16 protein-coding genes are annotated in these 18950 nt (G+C 62.2%); 11 read left to right on the top strand and 5 right to left on the bottom strand.

The features are described 5' to 3' along the window. Window positions 1-109: 109 nt before the first annotated feature. Together BTM36_RS18870 and BTM36_RS18865 are read right to left on the bottom strand one after the other, a co-directional pair. Complete coding sequence (locus BTM36_RS18870) at window positions 110-724, bottom strand: phenylacetic acid degradation protein PaaY (protein ID WP_077237490.1); 615 nt, start codon at window positions 722-724, stop codon at window positions 110-112. A 24-nt stretch (window positions 725-748) separates the two neighbouring features. Next, a complete protein-coding gene (locus BTM36_RS18865; protein WP_077237489.1) occupies window positions 749-1774 on the bottom strand; it encodes an XdhC family protein in 1026 nt (341 codons plus the stop codon). A 288-nt stretch (window positions 1775-2062) separates the two neighbouring features. Between BTM36_RS18865 and BTM36_RS18860 the strand changes: the two genes are divergently transcribed. The 11 genes from BTM36_RS18860 to BTM36_RS18810 all read left to right on the top strand — a co-directional run bounded on the left by BTM36_RS18860 (window position 2063) and on the right by BTM36_RS18810 (window position 15269). Continuing rightward, entirely contained in the window at window positions 2063-3214 is a 1152-nt protein-coding gene (locus tag BTM36_RS18860) for an iron-containing alcohol dehydrogenase (protein WP_077237488.1), read from the top strand. Next, complete coding sequence (locus tag BTM36_RS18855; protein ID WP_139347188.1) at window positions 3211-3660, top strand: thioesterase family protein; 450 nt, start codon at window positions 3211-3213, stop codon at window positions 3658-3660. Before BTM36_RS18860 ends, BTM36_RS18855 begins: the two co-directional genes overlap by 4 nt. Window positions 3661-3746: 86 nt before the next feature. Then, the gene (locus tag BTM36_RS18850; RefSeq protein WP_217349595.1) at window positions 3747-5345 is read left to right on the top strand and encodes an enoyl-CoA hydratase-related protein; all 1599 of its coding nucleotides are present in this window, start codon (window positions 3747-3749) and stop codon (window positions 5343-5345) included. Window positions 5346-5361: 16 nt separating this feature from the next. After that, window positions 5362-6273 (top strand): xanthine dehydrogenase family protein subunit M, encoded by a 912-nt coding sequence (locus BTM36_RS18845; protein WP_077237486.1) that lies wholly within the window; start codon window positions 5362-5364, stop codon window positions 6271-6273. After that, window positions 6263-6823, top strand: coding sequence for a (2Fe-2S)-binding protein (locus BTM36_RS18840; protein WP_077237485.1), 561 nt, complete (start codon window positions 6263-6265; stop codon window positions 6821-6823). The genes BTM36_RS18845 and BTM36_RS18840 overlap by 11 nt, the downstream gene beginning before the upstream one ends. Further along, window positions 6823-7584, top strand: a complete 762-nt coding sequence (locus tag BTM36_RS18835; protein ID WP_077237484.1) for an N-acyl homoserine lactonase family protein — start codon at window positions 6823-6825, stop codon at window positions 7582-7584. The genes BTM36_RS18840 and BTM36_RS18835 overlap by 1 nt, the downstream gene beginning before the upstream one ends. A gap of 47 nt (window positions 7585-7631) precedes the next feature. After that, window positions 7632-10112, top strand: a complete 2481-nt coding sequence (locus tag BTM36_RS18830; protein WP_077237483.1) for a xanthine dehydrogenase family protein molybdopterin-binding subunit — start codon at window positions 7632-7634, stop codon at window positions 10110-10112. A gap of 24 nt (window positions 10113-10136) precedes the next feature. Further along, window positions 10137-10910, top strand: coding sequence for an SDR family NAD(P)-dependent oxidoreductase (locus tag BTM36_RS18825; protein WP_254427036.1), 774 nt, complete (start codon window positions 10137-10139; stop codon window positions 10908-10910). 80 nt (window positions 10911-10990) lie between these two features. Then, entirely contained in the window at window positions 10991-12538 is a 1548-nt protein-coding gene (locus BTM36_RS18820; protein ID WP_077237481.1) for a class I adenylate-forming enzyme family protein, read from the top strand. Between the two features lie 33 nt (window positions 12539-12571). Next, window positions 12572-14044 (top strand): NADP-dependent succinate-semialdehyde dehydrogenase, encoded by a 1473-nt coding sequence (gabD, locus tag BTM36_RS18815; protein ID WP_077237480.1) that lies wholly within the window; start codon window positions 12572-12574, stop codon window positions 14042-14044. 199 nt (window positions 14045-14243) lie between these two features. Beyond that, window positions 14244-15269 (top strand): helix-turn-helix domain-containing protein, encoded by a 1026-nt coding sequence (locus BTM36_RS18810; RefSeq protein ID WP_077237479.1) that lies wholly within the window; start codon window positions 14244-14246, stop codon window positions 15267-15269. Window positions 15270-15306: 37 nt separating this feature from the next. On the opposite strand, the gene BTM36_RS29360 is transcribed toward BTM36_RS18810, so the two are convergent. The 3 genes from BTM36_RS29360 to BTM36_RS18795 are packed head-to-tail and all read right to left on the bottom strand — an operon-like array spanning window position 15307 to window position 18842. Next, window positions 15307-16947 (bottom strand): methyl-accepting chemotaxis protein, encoded by a 1641-nt coding sequence (locus tag BTM36_RS29360; protein ID WP_077237478.1) that lies wholly within the window; start codon window positions 16945-16947, stop codon window positions 15307-15309. Window positions 16948-16977: 30 nt separating this feature from the next. Next, on the bottom strand, window positions 16978-17949 hold the full coding sequence (locus BTM36_RS18800; RefSeq protein WP_077237477.1) for a branched-chain amino acid ABC transporter permease: 972 nt from the start codon (window positions 17947-17949) through the stop codon (window positions 16978-16980). Window positions 17950-17957: 8 nt separating this feature from the next. Next, complete coding sequence (locus BTM36_RS18795; RefSeq protein WP_077237609.1) at window positions 17958-18842, bottom strand: branched-chain amino acid ABC transporter permease; 885 nt, start codon at window positions 18840-18842, stop codon at window positions 17958-17960. Window positions 18843-18950: the final 108 nt, after the last annotated feature.

The following is an 18950-nucleotide window of genomic DNA, read 5'->3' as shown; positions in this document are numbered from 1 at the left end:
AAACCTCTGTTTCACTGGTATCTTCAAGCGGTCATGGCGCGAAGCAGGCGCAGCACTCTGCGTCGTCGCCTATTCGCCCGTCATGTGGACCGTTCCCTGACAAGCTAGATCAAGCTTGACGGTTTTTGGATCTGGGCGCCGCGCTGCATGTCAGTCGCGGGCGATCAGACTCTATTTCCGTCAACGGTGACACCAATTGCGAAGTGCTAAACGACCGCACGGCAAGCTGATGATATTGGCTCGTACCTTGCCGCTTCCAGGCGATCTCTTCGTCGCGCAACATGCGTATGACGGAAGCTGGCGTGCCCATCACCAAGCTGCGCGGCGGGATCACCAATCCCGCCTTCACAAATGCGCAGGCCGCGACGATGCTGGATTCCCCGATAACGGCGTCGTCCATCACAACCGCGTTCATTCCCACCAGCGCGTCGCGCCCAACGTAGCATCCATGTAGTACGGCACCGTGGCCGATATGGCCGTCCACCTCTATGACGGTCTCGCCGTCATAGAAACCATGCAGCACGCAGGTGTCCTGCACGTTGACGCCATCGTGCAGAATGATGCGACCGAAATCGCCGCGCAACGCGGCCAGCGGGCCAACGTAGCAACGCGGGCCGACCACTACGTCACCGATCAGCACTGCGGAGGGATGGACGTAGGCGCTGGGGTGCACCACGGGGGTGATACCGTCGATGCTGTAGACCTTGAGTTCTTCTTTGTGCATGGCAGTTCCCAAAGGGTGTTTAGATCAGGCGCGAATGCAGGCCGTCGCATCCTGCGGCGTGGTAGTGGTGGGGCGATGTTGGTGCGTCTGCAGCACCGGTGCGCCATTCCTAATGCAGGTCATCTCAGCCAGGATCGACACCGCGATCTCGGGCGGTGTACGTGCGCCGATGTACATGCCCACCGGACCGTGCAGTCGGGCAATTTCGGCCTCGGTGATGTCGAACAGTGCCAGCCGCGCCCGGCGCTTGGCGTTGTTACCGCGCGAGCCAATGGCGCCGATGTAGAAGGCCGGCGATTTCAGTGCCTCCAGCAGGGCCATGTCGTCCAGTTTGGGGTCGTGGGTGAGGGTGAGCACGGCACTGTGAGCGTCGAGTTCGAGCCGGATTAGCAAGTCGTCGGGCATCTCGCGCGACAGCTGTACGCCGGCGATGTCCCATTCTTTCAGGTATTCCTCGCGCGGGTCACAGACTACGATTTCATAATCCAGCATGCCGGCCATCTGCGCCACGCAGCTCGACAGCTGGCCGGCGCCGATGAGGATGAGCCGGTAACGCGGCCCGTGGGCGGTGACCAGCGTGTGTTCGTCATGCTGCAGCAGGGTATCGGGCATGCCGCGTTCGAGCTGCACCTCGCCGTTGGCCAGCGTCAGGCGGCGGGTGACCAGGCCTTGCTTCTCGACGTAGGCGATCAGCTGGCGCAGCCTGGATTTGTCCGTCACGCGTTCGATCACCAATTGCAGCGTGCCGCCGCAGGGCAGTCCAAAGCGATGCGCCTCGTCGGCGGACAGACCATAGGTCAGTGTGCGGGTCGGCAGCTCGCCGGCCTCGCGCTGGTAATGCCCGGTCTGCACCTGGTGGATCAGATCGTCCTCGATGCAGCCGCCCGAGATCGAGCCGCGAACGTGGCCGTCGCCGCGCATCACCATCATCGAGCCCACCGGGCGCGGTGCCGAACCCCAGGTCCGTACCACCGTCGCCAGTAGCGTGTACGCGCCGCTTTCCGACCAGGCGATCGCCGTCTTCAATACGTCCAGATCAATGCTGTTCATGTCTCTCTTCCAATGCGTCGCAGGGACAAGGTGTCGCGGCCGAGCGGCTTACCAGGTTTGCTGAAGGAGCGGTCTATTTTTTGCAAAACAGTCTATTTATGAAATTTCACTTCAACAAGATCGAAAAGCCGGGAAAGCCGCCATGAACTTCCCTATATTGCCGAAATTTCGATGATTACATCGTAGTTGCAAAGTCTATTTTGCGTGTGTATAGTCTACTTATGCAAGTTAAAAATGAAGCAGAATTGATGGAAGAGACAATCTCTCCCGATTTTTGGAGGAAAGACAGTGCGGACCTTTGAATTCCAATCCCCGCGTTCCAGCCTGGTCGGTTCGGGTGTGTCGGCGCGCTTGGGCGAGCTGTTCAAGAAGCTGGATTGCCGTGCGGTACTGATCGTCACTGATGCTGGCGTGGAAAGGGCCGGTCTGCTGAAGGCGGCGCAACGCGGCCTGGAAGATGCCGGCGTGGCCTGGCAGGTGTTCAGCCGGGTCGAGGCCGACCCGGCGGAGGCAATCATCCTGGAGGCGGTGCTCCATGCCCGGCAGGCGCGGGTGGATGGAGTGCTCGGCCTTGGCGGCGGCAGTTCGATGGATGTGGCCAAGCTGGTTGCGCTGCTGGCGCTCGGCCAGGAGCAACTGTCCGATATCTATGGCGTGGGCAACATCAAGGGAAAGCGGCTGCCGCTGATCCTGGCGCCGACCACCGCCGGCACCGGCTCGGAAGTCACCCCGATCTCGATTGTCACCACTGGCGAAGGAGAGAAGAAGGGCGTGGTGTCGCCGGTGCTGATCCCCGACTGGGCGGTGCTCGACGCCGAGCTTACCATCGGTCTGCCACCGCACGTGACGGCGGCCACCGGTATTGACGCCATGGTGCACGCCATCGAGGCGTTCACCAGCAAGCGTCTGAAGAACCCGGTCTCGGACAGCCTGGCCAAGGAAGGGCTGTCATTGCTGGCGGCCAACATCCACGAGGCCTGCCGCAACGGCGGCAACATCGACGCGCGCCAGAACATGTTGCTGGGCGCAATGCTGGCCGGGATGGCATTCTCCAATGCACCGGTGGCGGCGGTGCATGCGTTGGCCTATCCGGTGGGGGCGCGCTTTCATGTGCCGCACGGATTGTCCAATTCGCTGGTGCTACCAGCGGTGATGCGCTTCAACAATCAGGCCGCGCAAGATCAATATGCCACGCTGGCCGAGATCGTCACGCCGGGCCTGACCGGGTCGTCGGCGGAGAAAGCCGGGTCTTTGGTGCGCCGGCTGGAGGCGCTGCCGCGCGAACTCGGCTTGCAGACACGTCTGCGTGACGTTGGCATTGCCGAAGGCGACCTGCGCCAGCTATCTGAAGACGCGATGAAGCAGACTCGTCTGCTGGTCAACAACCCACGCGAGGTCACCTATGAAGACGCGCTGGCCATCTACGCGGAGGTGCTGTGAGTACTCCTCGCCCCAAGCCCGATACACGCAGCCAATATGCGGTGTTTCATACGCTGCAGACGCGCTGGATGGATAACGATGTCTATGGCCACGTCAACAATGTCGTCTATTACTCCTACTTCGACACCGCCGTAAACCAGTACCTGATCGCCGAGGGTGCGCTCGACCTGGTGCATTCGGATGTGGTCGGTTTGGTGGTGGAGACGCAGTGCAGGTACTTCAGTTCGGTAGCCTTTCCGGACCTGGTGCACGTGGGCGTGCGAGTGGCTCACATCGGCAACAGCAGTGTGCGCTACGAGCTGGCCATCTTCAAGAACGACGAGCAGAGCGCCTCAGCGCAGGGTCATTTCGTGCACGTCTACGTAGACCGCGCCAGCAACCGGCCCGCGCCGTTGCCGGCGGTGTTTCGCAGCGCGGTGGAGAAGCTGTGCGTGAACGCCGGCTGAGGCAGCCTGGAATTGTCTGACCTTATAACAACAGCGACCAGCAGCGATTGGCTGTGATCGACAACAAGCAGGGACGTGATATGGAGATGCAAGACGAAATTCATCTGGATGCCACGCGCGAAGCCGTGTGGAAGGCGCTCAATGATCCCGAGGTGCTCAAGGCCTGCATCCCCGGCTGCGAAACACTGGATATGGTTTCTCATACCGAGTTCGAGGCGCTGGTGGTGGTCAAGGTCGGCCCGATCCGCGCCAAGTTCGCCGGCAGTGTGACGCTGTCCGAGATCAACGCGCCGGTCAGCTATCGCCTCACTGGCGAAGGCAAGGGCGGCGTGGCCGGGTTTGCCAAGGCCGACATCACGGTCAGCCTGGAAGAGGAGCGGCCGTCGTTGACCCGACTGAAGTACGGTGTCACCGCCAACATCGGCGGCAAGATCGCCCAGCTTGGCTCGCGCATGATTGAGGCCACCTCACGCAAGATGGCGGACCAGTTCTTCGAGCGCTTCAATGGCCTCTTCACCGATGGCGGGTCCAGCGACCAGTCTGCGCAACAAGCGTATAGCCCGCTTCCAAGCGCCACCCTGGACCCGGTCGCGGCCGCGCTGCCAAAGGCGGCGATCACGGCTGCTTCTGCTCCCGCGCCGATATCGGCAGCGGCTCCTGCCTTGCAACCGGCAACATCCGCAGCCACCCACGTCCCCACCTCGACTGGCGACGGCGATGTATCGAGCGCAACCGTGGCGCTGGTCTCAAGCCAATACATCACGGTCAACCTGATCGATGTCAGCGCCGAGGACGATATCGTCGCGGTTGCCAAGTCCGCGCCGGCCAGTCCGGCTCGCCAGACGGGATTCCTGGCCCGGATATTCGGCGGTGGCACGGGCGAGGCGCCGGCTAAGGTCGCCACGCCTGCTGCCAAGAAGGGGGGCGCCAAGGCCCGACATAAGGCTGCGCTGGTGACGCTGAATCGTCCTGAGCAACGCAATGCGGTGTCGCTGGCGATGTGGCGCAACCTCGAAAACATCTTCACCGAGCTCGGACGCGATCCCAACGTACGCGCCATCATTCTCACCGGCGCGGGTGGCAACTTCAGCGCTGGCGCCGATATCTCCGAGTTCGGCCGGGTGCGGGCCACGGTGGAGCAGGGAACCGAATACGAGGTCGCGGTGGATCGCTGCTGCGACGCCATCGCCGCCAGCCCCAAACCGACCATCGCCGTCATCGACGGCTACTGCATGGGCGGCGCCTGCAATATCGCAATGTCGTGTGATTTTCGCTTTGCCCGCAGCGACGCCAAGTTCGGGATCCCGGCCGCGCGCCTGTCCATCGTCTACGGTGTGCGCGGCACCCAGCGCCTGCTGGCGCTGGTGGGAGTGTCCAACGCCAAGCGCATCTTCTACACGGCACAGACCTACGGCGCCGAGGAAGGGCAAGCGATGGGCTTCTTTGACCGCGTGGCGGCCGACCCGCTGCGCTCTGCCAAGGCCTTCGCCGGTGTCATGGCCGACAACGCGCCGCTGACTATCAGCGGCAGCAAGGTGTTGCTCAACGGCCTGGCGATGGGCCCGGGCGGCCTGGCCGAACGCGATGCCAACCAGGTCATCGAGCGCGCCGTGGCCAGCGAGGACTACCGCAATGCTACCGAGGCCTTCAAGCAGAAGCGTCGGCCGGTGTTTGCAGGACGTTGAGGTTGGAACACGAATCGTGAAACCGCCCAAATTCGATTACATCCAGCCCGCGACGATCGAGGAAGCGATTGAGGCGCTGGCGGCCGCCGACGGCGGCGGCAAGGTCATCGCCGGCGGCCAGAGCCTGATGCCGATGATGAACTTCCGGCTGTTGAGCCCGACCATCCTGGTCGACATCAACCGCATCGAGGCACTCTCGAAGTTCGAGGAGCGCGAGGATGGTCTGGTGGTCGGCGCCTTGACGCGTCACCGCGTGATGGAAACCTCGGAGGTGGTAAAGCGCCGCTTTCCGGTGATCAATGCCGCCATGGCGCACGTGGCCCACCTGGCCATCCGCAATCGCGGCACCATCGGCGGCAGCATTACTCACGCAGACGGCGCCGCCGAGCTGCCGATGATGATGATGCTGCTCGAGACCCGCATCACCATGGCTTCGCCACGCGGCATCCGGACGGTCGATGCCGAGCAATTCTTCGTCGGCGCGCTGACCTCGGCGGTGGAAGATGATGAACTGGTCACCGAGATCTTTATCCCCGACCTTGCCGAGGGCCACGGCTGGGCGTTCGAGGAGGTGGCGCGGCGCTCGGGCGACTTCGCTCTGGCGGCAGTGGCAATCATCATGGTGGTGGAGGACGGCAAGGTGGCCGAGGCGCGCGTGGGTGTGATGGGCGTGGGTGAGACGCCGATGCGCCTGTTCGACGTCGAGACCGTACTGTGGGGCGAAGCCTTGAGCGACGACCTGGTCGATGCCGCGGTCGCCGCCGCGCGCGAGGCGGTCAGCCCGATGACCGACCTGCACGCCTCTGGCGAATATCGACGCCATCTGCTGGGCGTGCTGGTCAAGCGTGCGCTGCACGCCGCGTGGAAGCGCGCCAACGGAGAGCAAGTGCGGCAGCTGCTGCCGGGAGAGAGCGTCCATGAACACTAAAGTCAATATCAATGTCCGCGTCAATGGCGTGAACTATGAGCGCGACGTCGAGCCGCGCACCCTGTTGTCGGATTTCCTGCGCCATACGTTGAATCTGACCGGCACCCACGTCGGCTGCGAACAAGGTGTGTGCGGTGCTTGCACCATCATGGTCAACGGCGACAGCGTGCGCGCCTGCCTGATGCTGGCGGCGCAGACCGACGGCTTTGACATCCAGACCGTCGAAGGCCTGGGTCGGGTCGACCAGCTCAATCCGCTGCAGGAGGCTTTCCAAACGTGCCACGGCCTGCAGTGCGGCTTCTGCACGCCGGGCATGTTGATGACCTGCACCGACATGCTCAACAAATACCCGCTCGAAAGCGACCATGAGATTCGCGAAGGGCTCTCGGGCAACCTGTGCCGCTGCACCGGCTACGTCCACATCGTCGATGCCGTGAAGATGGCCAAGCGCAGCCACGCCGCACTGTTGGCCAAGGGTGGCAGCGGTAGCGAGGACAGCGGCACAGTATCGGAAACCCAGGCTGAAGAACACACCAAGGAGACCAGCTAATGAAGATGCATGTCCTGTCGGGCGGCCGACTGAGAATGAAGAAGGGTGTCTACCTGCCGGACGCCGAACGTCACGAAACCATCGAGCTTCCGGTGTCCTGCTTTCTGCTGCGTCATCCACAGGGCAACGTCCTGTTTGATACCGGTTGCCACCCCTCCACCGCCACCGACGCCGAAGGACGCTGGGGCGCGATGGCCAAGGCCATGGCGCCGATCTCGGGTGTCGATGACAACGTGGTGAGCCAGCTCGGCACGGTCGGTATGACGCCGGACGACATTGATCTGGTGGTGAACTCCCATTTCCATTCCGATCACTGTGGCTGTAATGAATTCTTCAAGAAGGCAACGGTGATCTGCCACGCCCGCGAATTAGAAGCGGCACGCCAGGAGGACGCGGCAAAGATGGGCTTTCTGGAAGTGGACTGGAAGCAGTCGATGCCCATCGAAGCCATTGAAGCAGAGAAAGACTTGTTTAACGATGGCCGTATCGTTCTGATCCCTGTTCCGGGTCATACACCTGGCATGACCGCAGCATTAATCGGGCTGGACAAGGATGGGGATTTTTTGCTGGCTTCTGATGCTGTCGCGTTGAAGGCCAACCTGGATGGCGGAATCAATCCTAGGAATACCTGGAATCCAGAACTTTCCTCGCGTTCGATGGATGAGATCCGTCGTATCCAGCGCGCAGGCGCGACCGTGATCTATGGACATGATGATGAACAGTGGAAAGCCCTGAAGAAGGGCAATGAATTCTACGAATGATCGGACCGATTGTGATGGCCGGCCGTGCAACGCGATGAGGTGACACCATGAAAGACGATGTCAACACCGGAAAGAAGGAAAAGCTGGTCGGATCCACCGTCAAGCGTACCGAGGATCCACGCCTGCTGTGCGGTTTCGGCAGCTATACCGACGACAAGCATCCGGCCGGCGCGCTGCACGTGGCGTTTCGCCGCAGCGACCAGTCGCATGCGCGCATCGTATCCATTGATGTGAGCGCGGCGCTGGAGATGCCGGGCGTGGTGGCGATCTTCACCGCCAACGACCTGGAGCATGAGGTCAAGCCGATCTACGCCACCTCGCGTATGCCCAACTACCATCCGACCGCGATCTATCCGCTGGCCCGAGGCAAGGTGCGTTTCGTCGGCGAGCCGGTGGTGGCGGTAGTAGCCGAGGATCGTTACCTGGCTGAGGACGCAGTGGAGCTGCTCGAGATCGAATACGAGTTGCTGCCGTTTGTGGTCGATCCAGTCGCGGCAGCGGAGCCCGACGCACCGCTGCTGCACGACGAGGCCGGCACAAACGTGCTGGTCGAGCGCGAGTTCCGCCGTGGCGACATCGAGCAGGTGATGGCCGAGGCGCCGGTGAAGGTAGAGGGCACCTTTCGCTTCCATCGTCGCACTGCGCTGGCCATGGAAACCCGTACCTACCTGGCCGAGTATGACCAGGGGCGGCGCTACATGACGCTGTATTCCTCCACCGGCAGCCCGGGCATCGTTCGCGACGCGCTGGTGTCGATTCTCGACATCCCGGGAAACCGCATGCGCGTGGTGGCGCCCGATGTGGGAGGGAGCTTCGGTGGCAAGGGCTCGCTCTATCCGGAAGAAATCCTGGTGTGCGCGCTGTCGCGCAAGCTGGGCCGACCGATCAAATGGACCGGCGATCGCATCGAGGACCTGTCGGCCACCAGCCATGCCTTCGACGAGCGCGTGCAGGCCGAGCTGGCGCTGGACGAGAGTGGTCAGATCCTCGGGCTGCGCGCCAAGGTGATCGGCGATGTGGGAGCCTATTCGATCTACCCGTGGACCGCTGGTCTCGAGCCGGTGCAGGTGATCAGCTTTATGCCGGGGCCGTATCGCGTGCCGGTCTATCACGGGCACGTGCGAGCCGTCGCGACATCCAAGTCGCCCACCGGCCCTTATCGCGGCGTGGGGCGCCCGACCTCGACCTTCGTGATGGAGCGGCTGATCGACAAGGCCGCCCACAAGATGGGCATTGACGCCAAGGAAATGCGCCTGCGCAACCTGGTCAGGCCGGAGGAGTTTCCCTACAAGACGGCGCCGGGCATCGTGTGGGATCGCTCTGGCTTCATCGAGTCGCTGGAAGAGGCCTGCAATGCGATCGACTACGATGCGTTACGCGAGAAGCAGGTCGAAGCCCGCAACCAAGGCCGCTGGATGGGCATTGGTATCTCCTGTTATGCCGAACTCTCGGGCATCGGCTCGCGCATTTCGGCCTCGCCCGGCATGCCGATCAATACCGGCACCGAGATCGCGACTATCAAGATCGACCCCAGCGGTGCCATCGCCGCCTACTTCGGCATCTCATCGCACGGACAAGGGCTGGAGACCACACTGGCGCAGGTGGTGGCCGACGAACTGGGCTGTCGTTTCGAGGACATCACCGTGTTCCATGGCGACACCGCCGTGGTCTCGCACAGCACCGGCACCTACGCCAGCCGCAGCGCGGTGCTGGCCGGCGGAGCTGGCACGCTGGCGGCCAAGGCGATGAAGGAAAAGCTGTTCCGGATTGCCGCTTTCATGCTTGGTAGCCACATTGAGCACCTGAGCATCGAGGACGGCGTGATCACCGCTGTCGATTCGGGCAAGACGGTCTCCATCCGCGGCATCGCCAATGCCGTGTATTCGCAGATGGGTAAGATTCCCAAGGAGGTGATCGAGGTACTGGAAGAGACACGCTCCTACGACCCGGTATGGGGCACCACCAGTTCGGCCACACATGTGGCGATCTTGGAGATCGACCCCGAGACCTACATGATCCACCTGAAAAATTACGTGGTCGCAGAAGACGGCGGCAAGGCCATCAATCCCCTGATCGTCTCAGGCCAGGCCCATGGCGCGGCGGCACAGGGCATCGGCGCGGCTCTGTATGAAGAGATTGTTTACGACGAGCGCGGGCAGATTCTGACCGCCAGCCTGGTGGACTACATCATTCCCACTGCGCCGGAGGTGCCGCCGATCCAGAGCGTACACGTCCATACGGTGATGCCGGCCACACTGGGCGGTTTCCGTGGTGTGGGTGAAGGCGGCACCATCGGCGCACCAGCCGCCATCGCCAATGCAGTGTCGGATGCGTTGCTGCCGTTGGGCATCGAGATCCACGAGTTGCCGGTCACACATGAACGGATATTCCAGTTGCTGAAGGAGAGGGAGAGGGCGCAGAGCAAAGAAAACCTGAACCAAGATGAAGAGGAGCGCGAGGGCGGAAACGAGAGTGGTGGCGACAGCCTCAAGACAACGGGCGAGCACTCCGCCGAGCCGGTCGCATAGAAATCAAGAATCAAGAACACCTGAATGAAAGAGGAGAAGCAGATGAATCTGGGATTACAAGGAAAAGTCGCCCTGGTAACGGGATCGGGACGCGATGTGGGACGTCAGATCGCTTTGGCGCTGGCCGCCGAGGGCGCTGCCGTGGCGGTTAACTACAACAGCTCGGCCGCCGAGGCAGAAGCGGTGGTCGGCGAGATTGAGAAACTGGGCGGCAAGGCAAAAGCCTATCGTGCCAACGTCGGCCGCTATGAAGAAGTCAAAGCAATGGTTGATGGCGTGGTAGGAGATTTTGGTCGTCTCGACATCCTGGTCAACAATGCCGGCGTGGTGATCACCGAGCGCTTTGTCAATACCACTCCTGAGCAGTGGGCCAAGCAGATCGATGTCGACCTGTACGGTACCATCCACACCAGCCACGCCGCTGCACCGCACATGATCAAGCAGAATGGCGGGCGCATTATTACCTTGGTGGGCGATTCCTCGCGCATCGGTGAAAATGGTCTGGCTATTGCCGCTGCCGCGCGTGCCGGCGGCATTGCGTTGATGAAGTCGCTGGCCAAGGAACTGGGTCGCGCCAACGTGACCGCCAATTCGATCTCGCTTGGCTTAATCGAGACAGCTCACTCGGATGCCGAGTTCCTCGCAGCCAACCGCGACAAGATCATCAAGAACTATCCGCTGCGTCGGATCGGCAAGCCCGAGGACGTGGCGCCGGTTGTGACATTCCTTGCCTCCGATGCAGCAGCCTGGGTCACCGGCCAGGTATTGAGCGTCAACGGCGGCTTCTGCATGGTGTAACAAGAAAAGTGATTGACCGCAGTAGCGCCGTCGGAAGGAAAAAGAACAACGGCGCTGCTGCGAATCTTTAGGAGGAGAACATGATTCACTGCGAATTGATTGCGCCGGTGGGGGACCTGCTACGCCGGCACACGGGAGCATTCCCCGACAAGGTGGCCTACGAAGACCGCCATCGTGCGGTATCCTACGCTGCGTTGAACGACGTGACGGCCAAGCTGGCGGGGCACCTGCAGGACCATGGCCTGCAACCTGGAGACGCCGTCGCCATCCTGCTGCCCAACTCGGTGGACTGGGTCGAGAGCTGCCTGGCCATTGTGCGCGCTGGAGGCGTGGCGGTGCCGATCAGTTTCGATGCCACCGAGCACGAAGTGGCCTATCGCATTGAGGATGCCGATTGCAAGGCGATCTTTGTGGCCGCCGCCAAGCTGGACATGACACGTCAGCTGCAACAGAAATACCCTGCGCTCAAGACCGTGGTGGTGGCGGGCGAGCCCGAGCAGGCGGCGTCCGCGCTAGCCCTGCACCAACTGCGCGCGGCCATGCCGCAATCCGACCCGCGTGACGACGCCGATATCGATCGCGCTTCTTTTATCATCTACACCTCCGGTACCACCGGACGCGCCAAGGGCGTATTGCTGAGCCAGCGCGGTATGCTGTGGGTGTCGGCGGCCTGCTGGGCGCCAATTGCCGGTCTCAGTGTCGACGACCGCGTGCTTTCACCGCTTCCGCTGTTTCACTCGTACGCGCTGAATCTCTCGGTGCTGGGTATCTTGTCTGTGGGTGCCAGCGAATATATTCTCGACAAGTTCTCCACCTCCGAGACGATTCGGTTGTTGAACAGCGGAGAGTTTACGGTGTTCCCTGCGGTGCCGACCATCTTCCACTACCTACTGGAAGCTGCGCGCGCTGACCCGGGATGCCGCTTCCCCGGTCTGCGTCTGTGCCTGTCTGCCGGTGCCATCATGCCGGCCCCGATCAACAGGGAATTCGAGGAGCGTTTCGGCGTCATGTTGCTGGACGGCTACGGCATCACCGAGACCTCCACCATGGTCACGCTGAACTGGCGCAGCGGCACTCGCGTAATGGGCTCCTGCGGGTTGCCGCTGCCTGGCCTGAACGCGCGCATCGTCGATCCCTTGACCGGCAACGACGTCGTCGCTGGGGAAGAGGGTGAACTGATTGTGCGCGGCCCCAACGTCATGCTGGGATACCACAACAAGCCGGAAGAAACCGCCAAGGCCCTGAAGGATGGCTGGTACCTCACCGGCGATCTGGCGCGCAGCGACAGGAGTGGCTACCTGACCATCACCGGTCGTTTGAAGGAACTGATTATCCGTGGGGGCCAGAACATCGCCCCCGCTGAAGTGGAAGAGGCAGTATGCGCCTTCGCCGCAGTGCTCGATTGTGCTGTAGTCGGGGCACCGCATGAACACCTGGGCGAAGTGCCGGTGGTGTTCGTGGTGCCGCGTCCCGAGGTGTCGCTGGTAGAGGCTGAGCTGCTGGCCCACTGCAAAGAGCGGCTGTCGACCTACAAGCTGCCGCACGCAGTGCATGTGGTGGCCGAGATCCCGCGTACCGGCTCGGGCAAGATCATCCGCTATCAGCTGCGCGACAGGCTCAAGAACTGAACGATCCCGAATCCCGAACAGAAAGAAAATGCCATGGCGACAAGTCAATTTCCCTATCAACTGCAGGACGCCGGCCTATTGCGCGCGCAGGCGCTAGTGGGCGGTGAGTGGCAGGACGCCGACAATGGTGCCACGTTGGCAGTCAACAACCCTTCCGACGGCGCCATCATCGCTCACGTACCGAAAATGGGTCGCGCCGAGACGCGACGTGCCATCCTCGCTGCCGAGGCCGCGCTGCCTGCCTGGCGCCAGCGCACTGCTAAGGAGCGTGCGACGATCCTGCGCAATTGGTTCTGCCTGCTGCTGGAGCACCAGGAAGACCTGGCTGCGATCATGACCCTGGAACAGGGCAAACCGCTGGCCGAGGCACGTGGTGAGATCGCTTATGCTGCCTCCTACATCGAATGGTTCGCAGAGGAAACCAAGCGCGTCTACGGAGACACTATCCCGGCGCCGTCGGGCGACCGCCGCATTGTGGTCATCAAGCAGCCGGTGGGCGTATGCGCGGCCATCACGCCGTGGAATTTTCCGGCGGCGATGATCACCCGCAAGGCCGCCCCGGCGCTGGCTGCAGGCTGCACCATGGTGATCAAGCCGGCCAGCCAGACGCCGCTGTCGGCGCTGGCGCTATGCGTACTGGCTGAGCGTGCCGGTGTACCGCCTGGTGTTTTGTCGTGCGTCACCGGCGCGGCCAGCGAGATCGGCGGCGAGCTGACCTCCAGTCCGATCGTGCGCAAGCTCAGCTTCACCGGCTCCACCGAGATCGGCAAGCAGTTGCTGGCACAGTGTGCCGACACCGTGAAGAAGACGTCGATGGAACTGGGCGGCAACGCGCCCTTCATCGTCTTCGACGACGCCGACCTCGACCTGGCTGTTAAAGGCGCGCTGATTGCCAAGTACCGCAATGCCGGCCAGACCTGCGTGTGCGCCAACCGTATCCTGGTGCAGGACGCGGTCTACGATCTTTTCGTCGAGAAATTCGCCACCGCCGTGAACCAGCTGGCGGTCGGCGACGGCATGCAGGGGGGCGTTACCATCGGCCCGCTGATTGACGAAAAGGCGGTGCAGAAGGCCGAGGAGCACGTTGCCGACGCGTTGGCCAAGGGCGCCCGCGTGGCCACCGGTGGTGCACGTCATGCGCTGGGTGGCAGCTTCTTCCAGCCCACCATCCTGGCCGATGCCTCGCCCGACATGGCGATCTTCCGCGAGGAGACCTTCAGTCCGGTGGCACCGATCTTCCGCTTCGCTACAGAGGAAGAGGCGGTGCGGCTGGCCAATGACACCGAGTTCGGGCTGGCATCCTATTTCTATGGGCGCGACATCGGCCGCATCTGGCGCGTGGCCGAAGCGCTGGAGTACGGTATGGTGGGCATCAACGAAGGTTTGATTTCGACCGAGGTGGCGCCGTTCGGAGGCATCAAGGAGAGTGGCACCGGCAGGGAGGGTTCCAAGTATGGCATGTCCGATTACCTGGAAACCAAGTATCTCTGCATGGGCGGGATCTGATGCGATGAACCCGTAACGCGCGAATCGGCAGATGGCAGCCGCTCCGCGCGTTACGGCGTGTTTGTCGCTCACACGGATCGTAATTCCCTGCTGTACATAACGATATGCTTTAAAATAGCCGATTAGTCTCAAAATGCAAGTGAGTTGCCCCCATGGGAGGCATGATCTTGCGGTACCCTGAACCGACTTCATCGCCGTTATGACAGAAGCACAATCGCCCGCCGCCGCTACCGACGAACCCGAGCGCGAACTTCATTTTCCCTCTTTTGAGAGCTTTGGCTCGGTCGCCAAGACCGTCGAAATCCTCTCCGATGCGTGGAGCTTCCTGGTGCTGCGTGAATGCTTCTTCGGCGCGCGCCGCTTCGAGCAATACCAGCGCCTGCTGCGTCTGCCGCGCAACACCCTGATCAAGCGTCTCAACAAGCTGATCGACCTGGGGCTGCTGCGACGTCAGAGCTATTCGCCTTCGTCCACCCGCTTCGAATACCGCTTTACCGACAAGGGGCGCGATCTCTACGCCACCATGATCGCCCTGCTGAAGTACGGCGACACCTGGCTGGCTGGCGACGAGTTGCCGCCGCTGCAACTGATCCACAAGCGCTGCGGCAAGGCTTGTACGCCGGCGGTGGTGTGTTCGGAGTGCAACGAGCCGATCGACCCGCATGAGATCCAGTATCGCAAGGGGCCGGGCAACCTGCTGCACGCCCATGCGTACTCCGACGAAGAGCGCAAGCGCTCGCGCCGGCCGTCCGATCCGCAGATCCTGGAACGGGTGCGCCCGTGCTCGGTGGCGCGCACGCTGCAGATCATCGGTGACCGATGGAGCTTCCTCCTGATCCGGGAGATGTTCTTCGGGGTACGTCGCTTCGACGAGTTCCAGGCCAACATCGGCATCGCCAGTAATATCCTGACCGACCGCCTGCAACGTCTGACTGAATACGGAGTGGTCGAGAAACGCCTGTATCAGGTGCGCCCTGAGCGCTTCGAGTACCGTTTCACTTCTAAGGGGCGCGATCTCTATGGTTCGATGCTGGTGATGCGGCGCTGGGGCGATAAGTGGCTGTTCAACGGCAAAGCGCCGTTGATCCTACGTCATCGTCGTTGCCAGAACGACTTCTTTGCCAAGGTGGTGTGCAGTGAATGCGGTGGCGAGCTCAATCCGCACGAGATGGCCTATGAGCTGCGTTATGAGCTTGATTTGGAGCAGAACAATGAGGCTGCCTGAGCAGCCTCATTTTAGCGTCTCTCTTTTCCCCTCTCCCTCAATAGACCTCCCCGGCCGCATCGTGCACCGCCGACGCCGGCCGCAACGGCATCGTTTCGACGCCTTGTACCTGGGCCGCGTCGATCAGCGCCACATCAGCCAGCCGGAAGATGCTCACCGCCTGCGCCAGCTGGGCCGCCTGGTCCTTCAGCGCTTCGGAACCCGCCGACGCCTGCTCCACCAGAGCGGCGTTCTGCTGTGTGGCCTGGTCCATGTGCGCGATGGCCTTGTTCACCTGTTCGATGCCGGCACCCTGTTCGGCGCTGGCCAGCGCGATGTCGGCCACGATCAGCTTGACCTTGTGTACGCTGTCCTGCAGTTCCTGCATGGTGGCGCCGGCGCTGCCCACCAACTGGGCGCCGGACGCCGCCGTTGTCACCGAGGCGTCGATCAACTGCTTGATTTCCTTGGCCGCCGCCGCTGAGCGCTGCGCCAGTGCCCGCACTTCCGAAGCCACCACCGCGAAGCCGCGCCCCTGCTCGCCGGCGCGGGCGGCCTCTACCGCAGCGTTGAGCGCCAGGATATTGGTCTGGAAGGCAATCGCATCGATCACGGCGATGATATCGACGACCCTCTTCGAGGAGGCGTTGATTGAGCTCATCGTGCTCACGACATCAGCTACCACCGCGCCGGTGCGCTGCGAGATGTCGGCCGCTACACTGGCCAGCGCACTGGCCTGGCGTGCGTTCTCGGCGTTCTTCAGCACGGTGCCGGTGAGTTCTTCCATCGATGAGGCGGTCTCTTCCAGGGAGGCCGCCTGTTCCTCGGTGCGCTCCGACAGGCTGCGGTTGCCGGCTGCGATTTCAGAGGCGGCGGTGGCCACCGAGGTGGCCGAGCTGCGCACCTGCCCGACGATGGAGTTGAGGCTGCGGTTCATCTTGCCCAGTGCCGCCAGCAGTCGCCCGGTCTCGTCGTCCTTGTGGCTGACGATGTCGGCACTGACGTCGCCGGCGGCTACCGCGTCGGCAATGGCCAGTGCCTCCTTGAGCGGCGCCTTCACTGAGGTGGTGATGCGCCAGGCGATCAGGCAGCACAACACCAGTGTCACCAGTCCCAGCAACACCAGCACCTTTTGCGTAAGCAAGTAGCGCGCCTTCGCCTGCTCGGCCACTTGAGCGGACACCTTCGTCTCATGGGCCACGATGTCGTCGAGCGCGGCAATGGTCTTGCGCAGCGCCGGGCTGGCGGTCGACATCAGGTACCCGATGGCCTCCGCGTTGCGGTGCTGCAGGCGCATTTCGATCATCTTGTTGTTGAGCGGCACGGCGATCGCCAGTTCGGCATTGAGCCTGTCGAGCAGTCGCTTGCCGTCGGGGTCGTCGGTGAGACTGGTCAGCGTCGCTTTGGCCGCGCCGTAGCGGTTGCGCGCGGCCGCCAGCTTGTCGCGCTCGGCGGCCATGACGGTATCGTCGCTTAGCATGGCGATGTTGCTGGCAAAGGCGGCGACGTCACGGATGGCATTGGTAGCTACATTGGCGGCGTTGACCTTGGTGTTGTGGTACTCGACGATGCGCGTGGAACTGTCCTGAATTTGCGCCAGCGAGGTCAGCGCCCAGATCAGGATCGCCGCCAGCAGCACGATGAAGGCGCCGAAGGCCAGTGCCAGGCGCGTGCCGATATTGAAGGTGGGGAGTTTCATGTGCGTCCGTTCAATTGAGCTGATGCAGGATCACGAGCGGCGGCGCTTGTCGATGAAGTGGCCGATTTCGCCGACGATACCGCGCCGGAACGACAGCACGCAGACGATGAAGATGAGGCCAGTGACAATGGTGACCGACTCGCCCAGTGCGCGGAACCAGTCGATCCCGGTCAGAGAGGCCAGCGTCTCGCCCAGGTCACCGAGCTTGTTTTCCAGTGCGATGATGACGGCCGCACCGATGATGGGGCCGGTGCGCGTACCCAAGCCGCCGACCAGCGTCATCAGTACCACCAGTCCGGACATAGTCCAGTGCACGTCGGTGAGCGTCTCGAAGCCCAGTACCACCGACTTGGTGGCCCCGGCCAAGCCGGCCAGCGCCCCTGAGAGCACGAATGCTGCCAGCTTGTAGCGATTGACGTCGTAGCCTAGCGAGATGGCGCGCGGCTCATTTTCCTTGATCGCCTTGAGGATCTGGCCGAACGGCGAATGCACAGTACGCAGGATCAGGGCAAAGGCCGCCGCGCAGATGACCAGCACCACGTAGTACATGGTGAGGTCCTGTGTGAGATCGATCAGGCCCAGTAGCTTTCCGCGCGGAACGCCTTGCAGACCGTCCTCTCCACCGGTGAAGGGCGCCTGTAGGAAGACGAAAAACAGCATCTGTGCCAGCGCCAGTGTGATCATTGTGAAATAGATGCCTTGACGACGAATGGCCAAGCTGCCAATCACGAAAGCCACCGCCCCGGCCGAGACGGTGCCGATCAGCAGTCCCGCCTCGAACGGGACGCCCCACACCTTCAGTGCATGCCCGGTGACGTAGCCGGCAGTGCCGAAGAAGGCAGCGTGGCCGAACGACAGCAGACCGGTGTAGCCGCATAGCAAGTTGAAAGCGCAGGCGAACAGAGCGAAGCACAGCAACTTCATCAGGAACACCGGATACACTACGAACGGCGCGGCAAGCGACAATGCTGCGAGCACCCAGACAATTGAATTCTTATTCATTGCATTCCTCATTTCTCTTTGCCGAACAGGCCCGCCGGACGCAGCAGCAATACGATGGCCATAACGATGAAGACCACCGTGGCCGACAGTTCGGGGTAGAACACCCGCGCCAGGCCCTCGATGATGCCGATGGCCAGTCCGGTGATGATCGATCCCAGGATCGATCCCATGCCGCCGATTACTACCACTGCGAACACAACGATGATCAGGTTCGATCCCATCAGCGGTGAGACCTGGATCACCGGTGCGGCAAGCACCCCGGCTAACGCCGCTAACGCCACGCCAAAGCCGTAGGTGCAGGTGACGATCAGCGGCACGTTGATGCCGAATGCTTCCACCAGCTTGGGGTTCTCGGTTCCGGCGCGCAAGTAGGCGCCGAGCTTGGTCTTCTCGATCAGGTACCAGGTGACCAGGCACACCGAGATTGAGGCCACCACCACCCAGCCGCGATACTTGGGCAGCATCATGAAGCCGAGGTCGAAGGCGCCGGAAAGGCTCTCTGGCACGGCGTAGGGCTGGCCCGAGACGCCGTAGACGGAACGGAAGATACCTTCCAGCATCAGCGTGATGCCGAAGGTCAGCAGCAGGCCGTAGATGTGATCCAGCTTGTAAAGCCAGCGCAGCATGGTCTTTTCAATGACTATGCCAAACAGGCCGATGAGGATGGGCGCCAGGATGAGCATGATCCAGTAGTTGAGGCCGAGATAGGCCATGCCCATCCACGCCAGGAAGGCGCCCATCATGTACAGCGCGCCATGCGCGAAGTTGATCACGTTTAGCAAGCCGAAGATGATGGCCAGACCTAGCGACAGGATGGCGTAAAAGGAGCCGTTAACCAGGCCCAGCAGTAGTTGGCTCAGCATTGCCGGCAGCGGGATTCCGAAGATGTCTATCATGAGTTTGCCTTGTTTGTCTTGTCGGCGTTCAGACGCCCAGCAGTTCGTTCAAGGTCTGCATCTTCGCTTCCAGCTGCGAAGACTCGAAGGACTCGACGATCTGGC

It is taken from the genome of Herbaspirillum sp. VT-16-41 (assembly GCF_001994935.1).
Classification (GTDB): Bacteria; Pseudomonadota; Gammaproteobacteria; order Burkholderiales; family Burkholderiaceae_D; genus Herbaspirillum; species Herbaspirillum frisingense.
Note: the sequence above shows the minus strand (reverse complement) of the source record. Positions and strands in the feature narration are given on the sequence as shown.

What these genes read in the sequence shown, in the direction of transcription:
- BTM36_RS18825 (WP_254427036.1), top strand. Translation starts at nt 10,137, where the DNA reads ATGAAAGAGGAGAAGCAGATGAATCTGGGATTACAAGGAAAAGTCGCC.
- BTM36_RS18800 (WP_077237477.1), bottom strand. Translation starts at nt 17,949, where the DNA reads ATGAATAAGAATTCAATTGTCTGGGTGCTCGCAGCATTGTCGCTTGCC.
- gabD (WP_077237480.1), top strand. Translation starts at nt 12,572, where the DNA reads ATGGCGACAAGTCAATTTCCCTATCAACTGCAGGACGCCGGCCTATTG.
- BTM36_RS18850 (WP_217349595.1), top strand. Translation starts at nt 3,747, where the DNA reads ATGCAAGACGAAATTCATCTGGATGCCACGCGCGAAGCCGTGTGGAAG.
- BTM36_RS29360 (WP_077237478.1), bottom strand. Translation starts at nt 16,947, where the DNA reads ATGAAACTCCCCACCTTCAATATCGGCACGCGCCTGGCACTGGCCTTC.
- BTM36_RS18870 (WP_077237490.1), bottom strand. Translation starts at nt 724, where the DNA reads ATGCACAAAGAAGAACTCAAGGTCTACAGCATCGACGGTATCACCCCC.
- BTM36_RS18830 (WP_077237483.1), top strand. Translation starts at nt 7,632, where the DNA reads ATGAAAGACGATGTCAACACCGGAAAGAAGGAAAAGCTGGTCGGATCC.
- BTM36_RS18835 (WP_077237484.1), top strand. Translation starts at nt 6,823, where the DNA reads ATGAAGATGCATGTCCTGTCGGGCGGCCGACTGAGAATGAAGAAGGGT.
- BTM36_RS18810 (WP_077237479.1), top strand. Translation starts at nt 14,244, where the DNA reads ATGACAGAAGCACAATCGCCCGCCGCCGCTACCGACGAACCCGAGCGC.
- BTM36_RS18840 (WP_077237485.1), top strand. Translation starts at nt 6,263, where the DNA reads ATGAACACTAAAGTCAATATCAATGTCCGCGTCAATGGCGTGAACTAT.
- BTM36_RS18820 (WP_077237481.1), top strand. Translation starts at nt 10,991, where the DNA reads ATGATTCACTGCGAATTGATTGCGCCGGTGGGGGACCTGCTACGCCGG.
- BTM36_RS18865 (WP_077237489.1), bottom strand. Translation starts at nt 1,774, where the DNA reads ATGAACAGCATTGATCTGGACGTATTGAAGACGGCGATCGCCTGGTCG.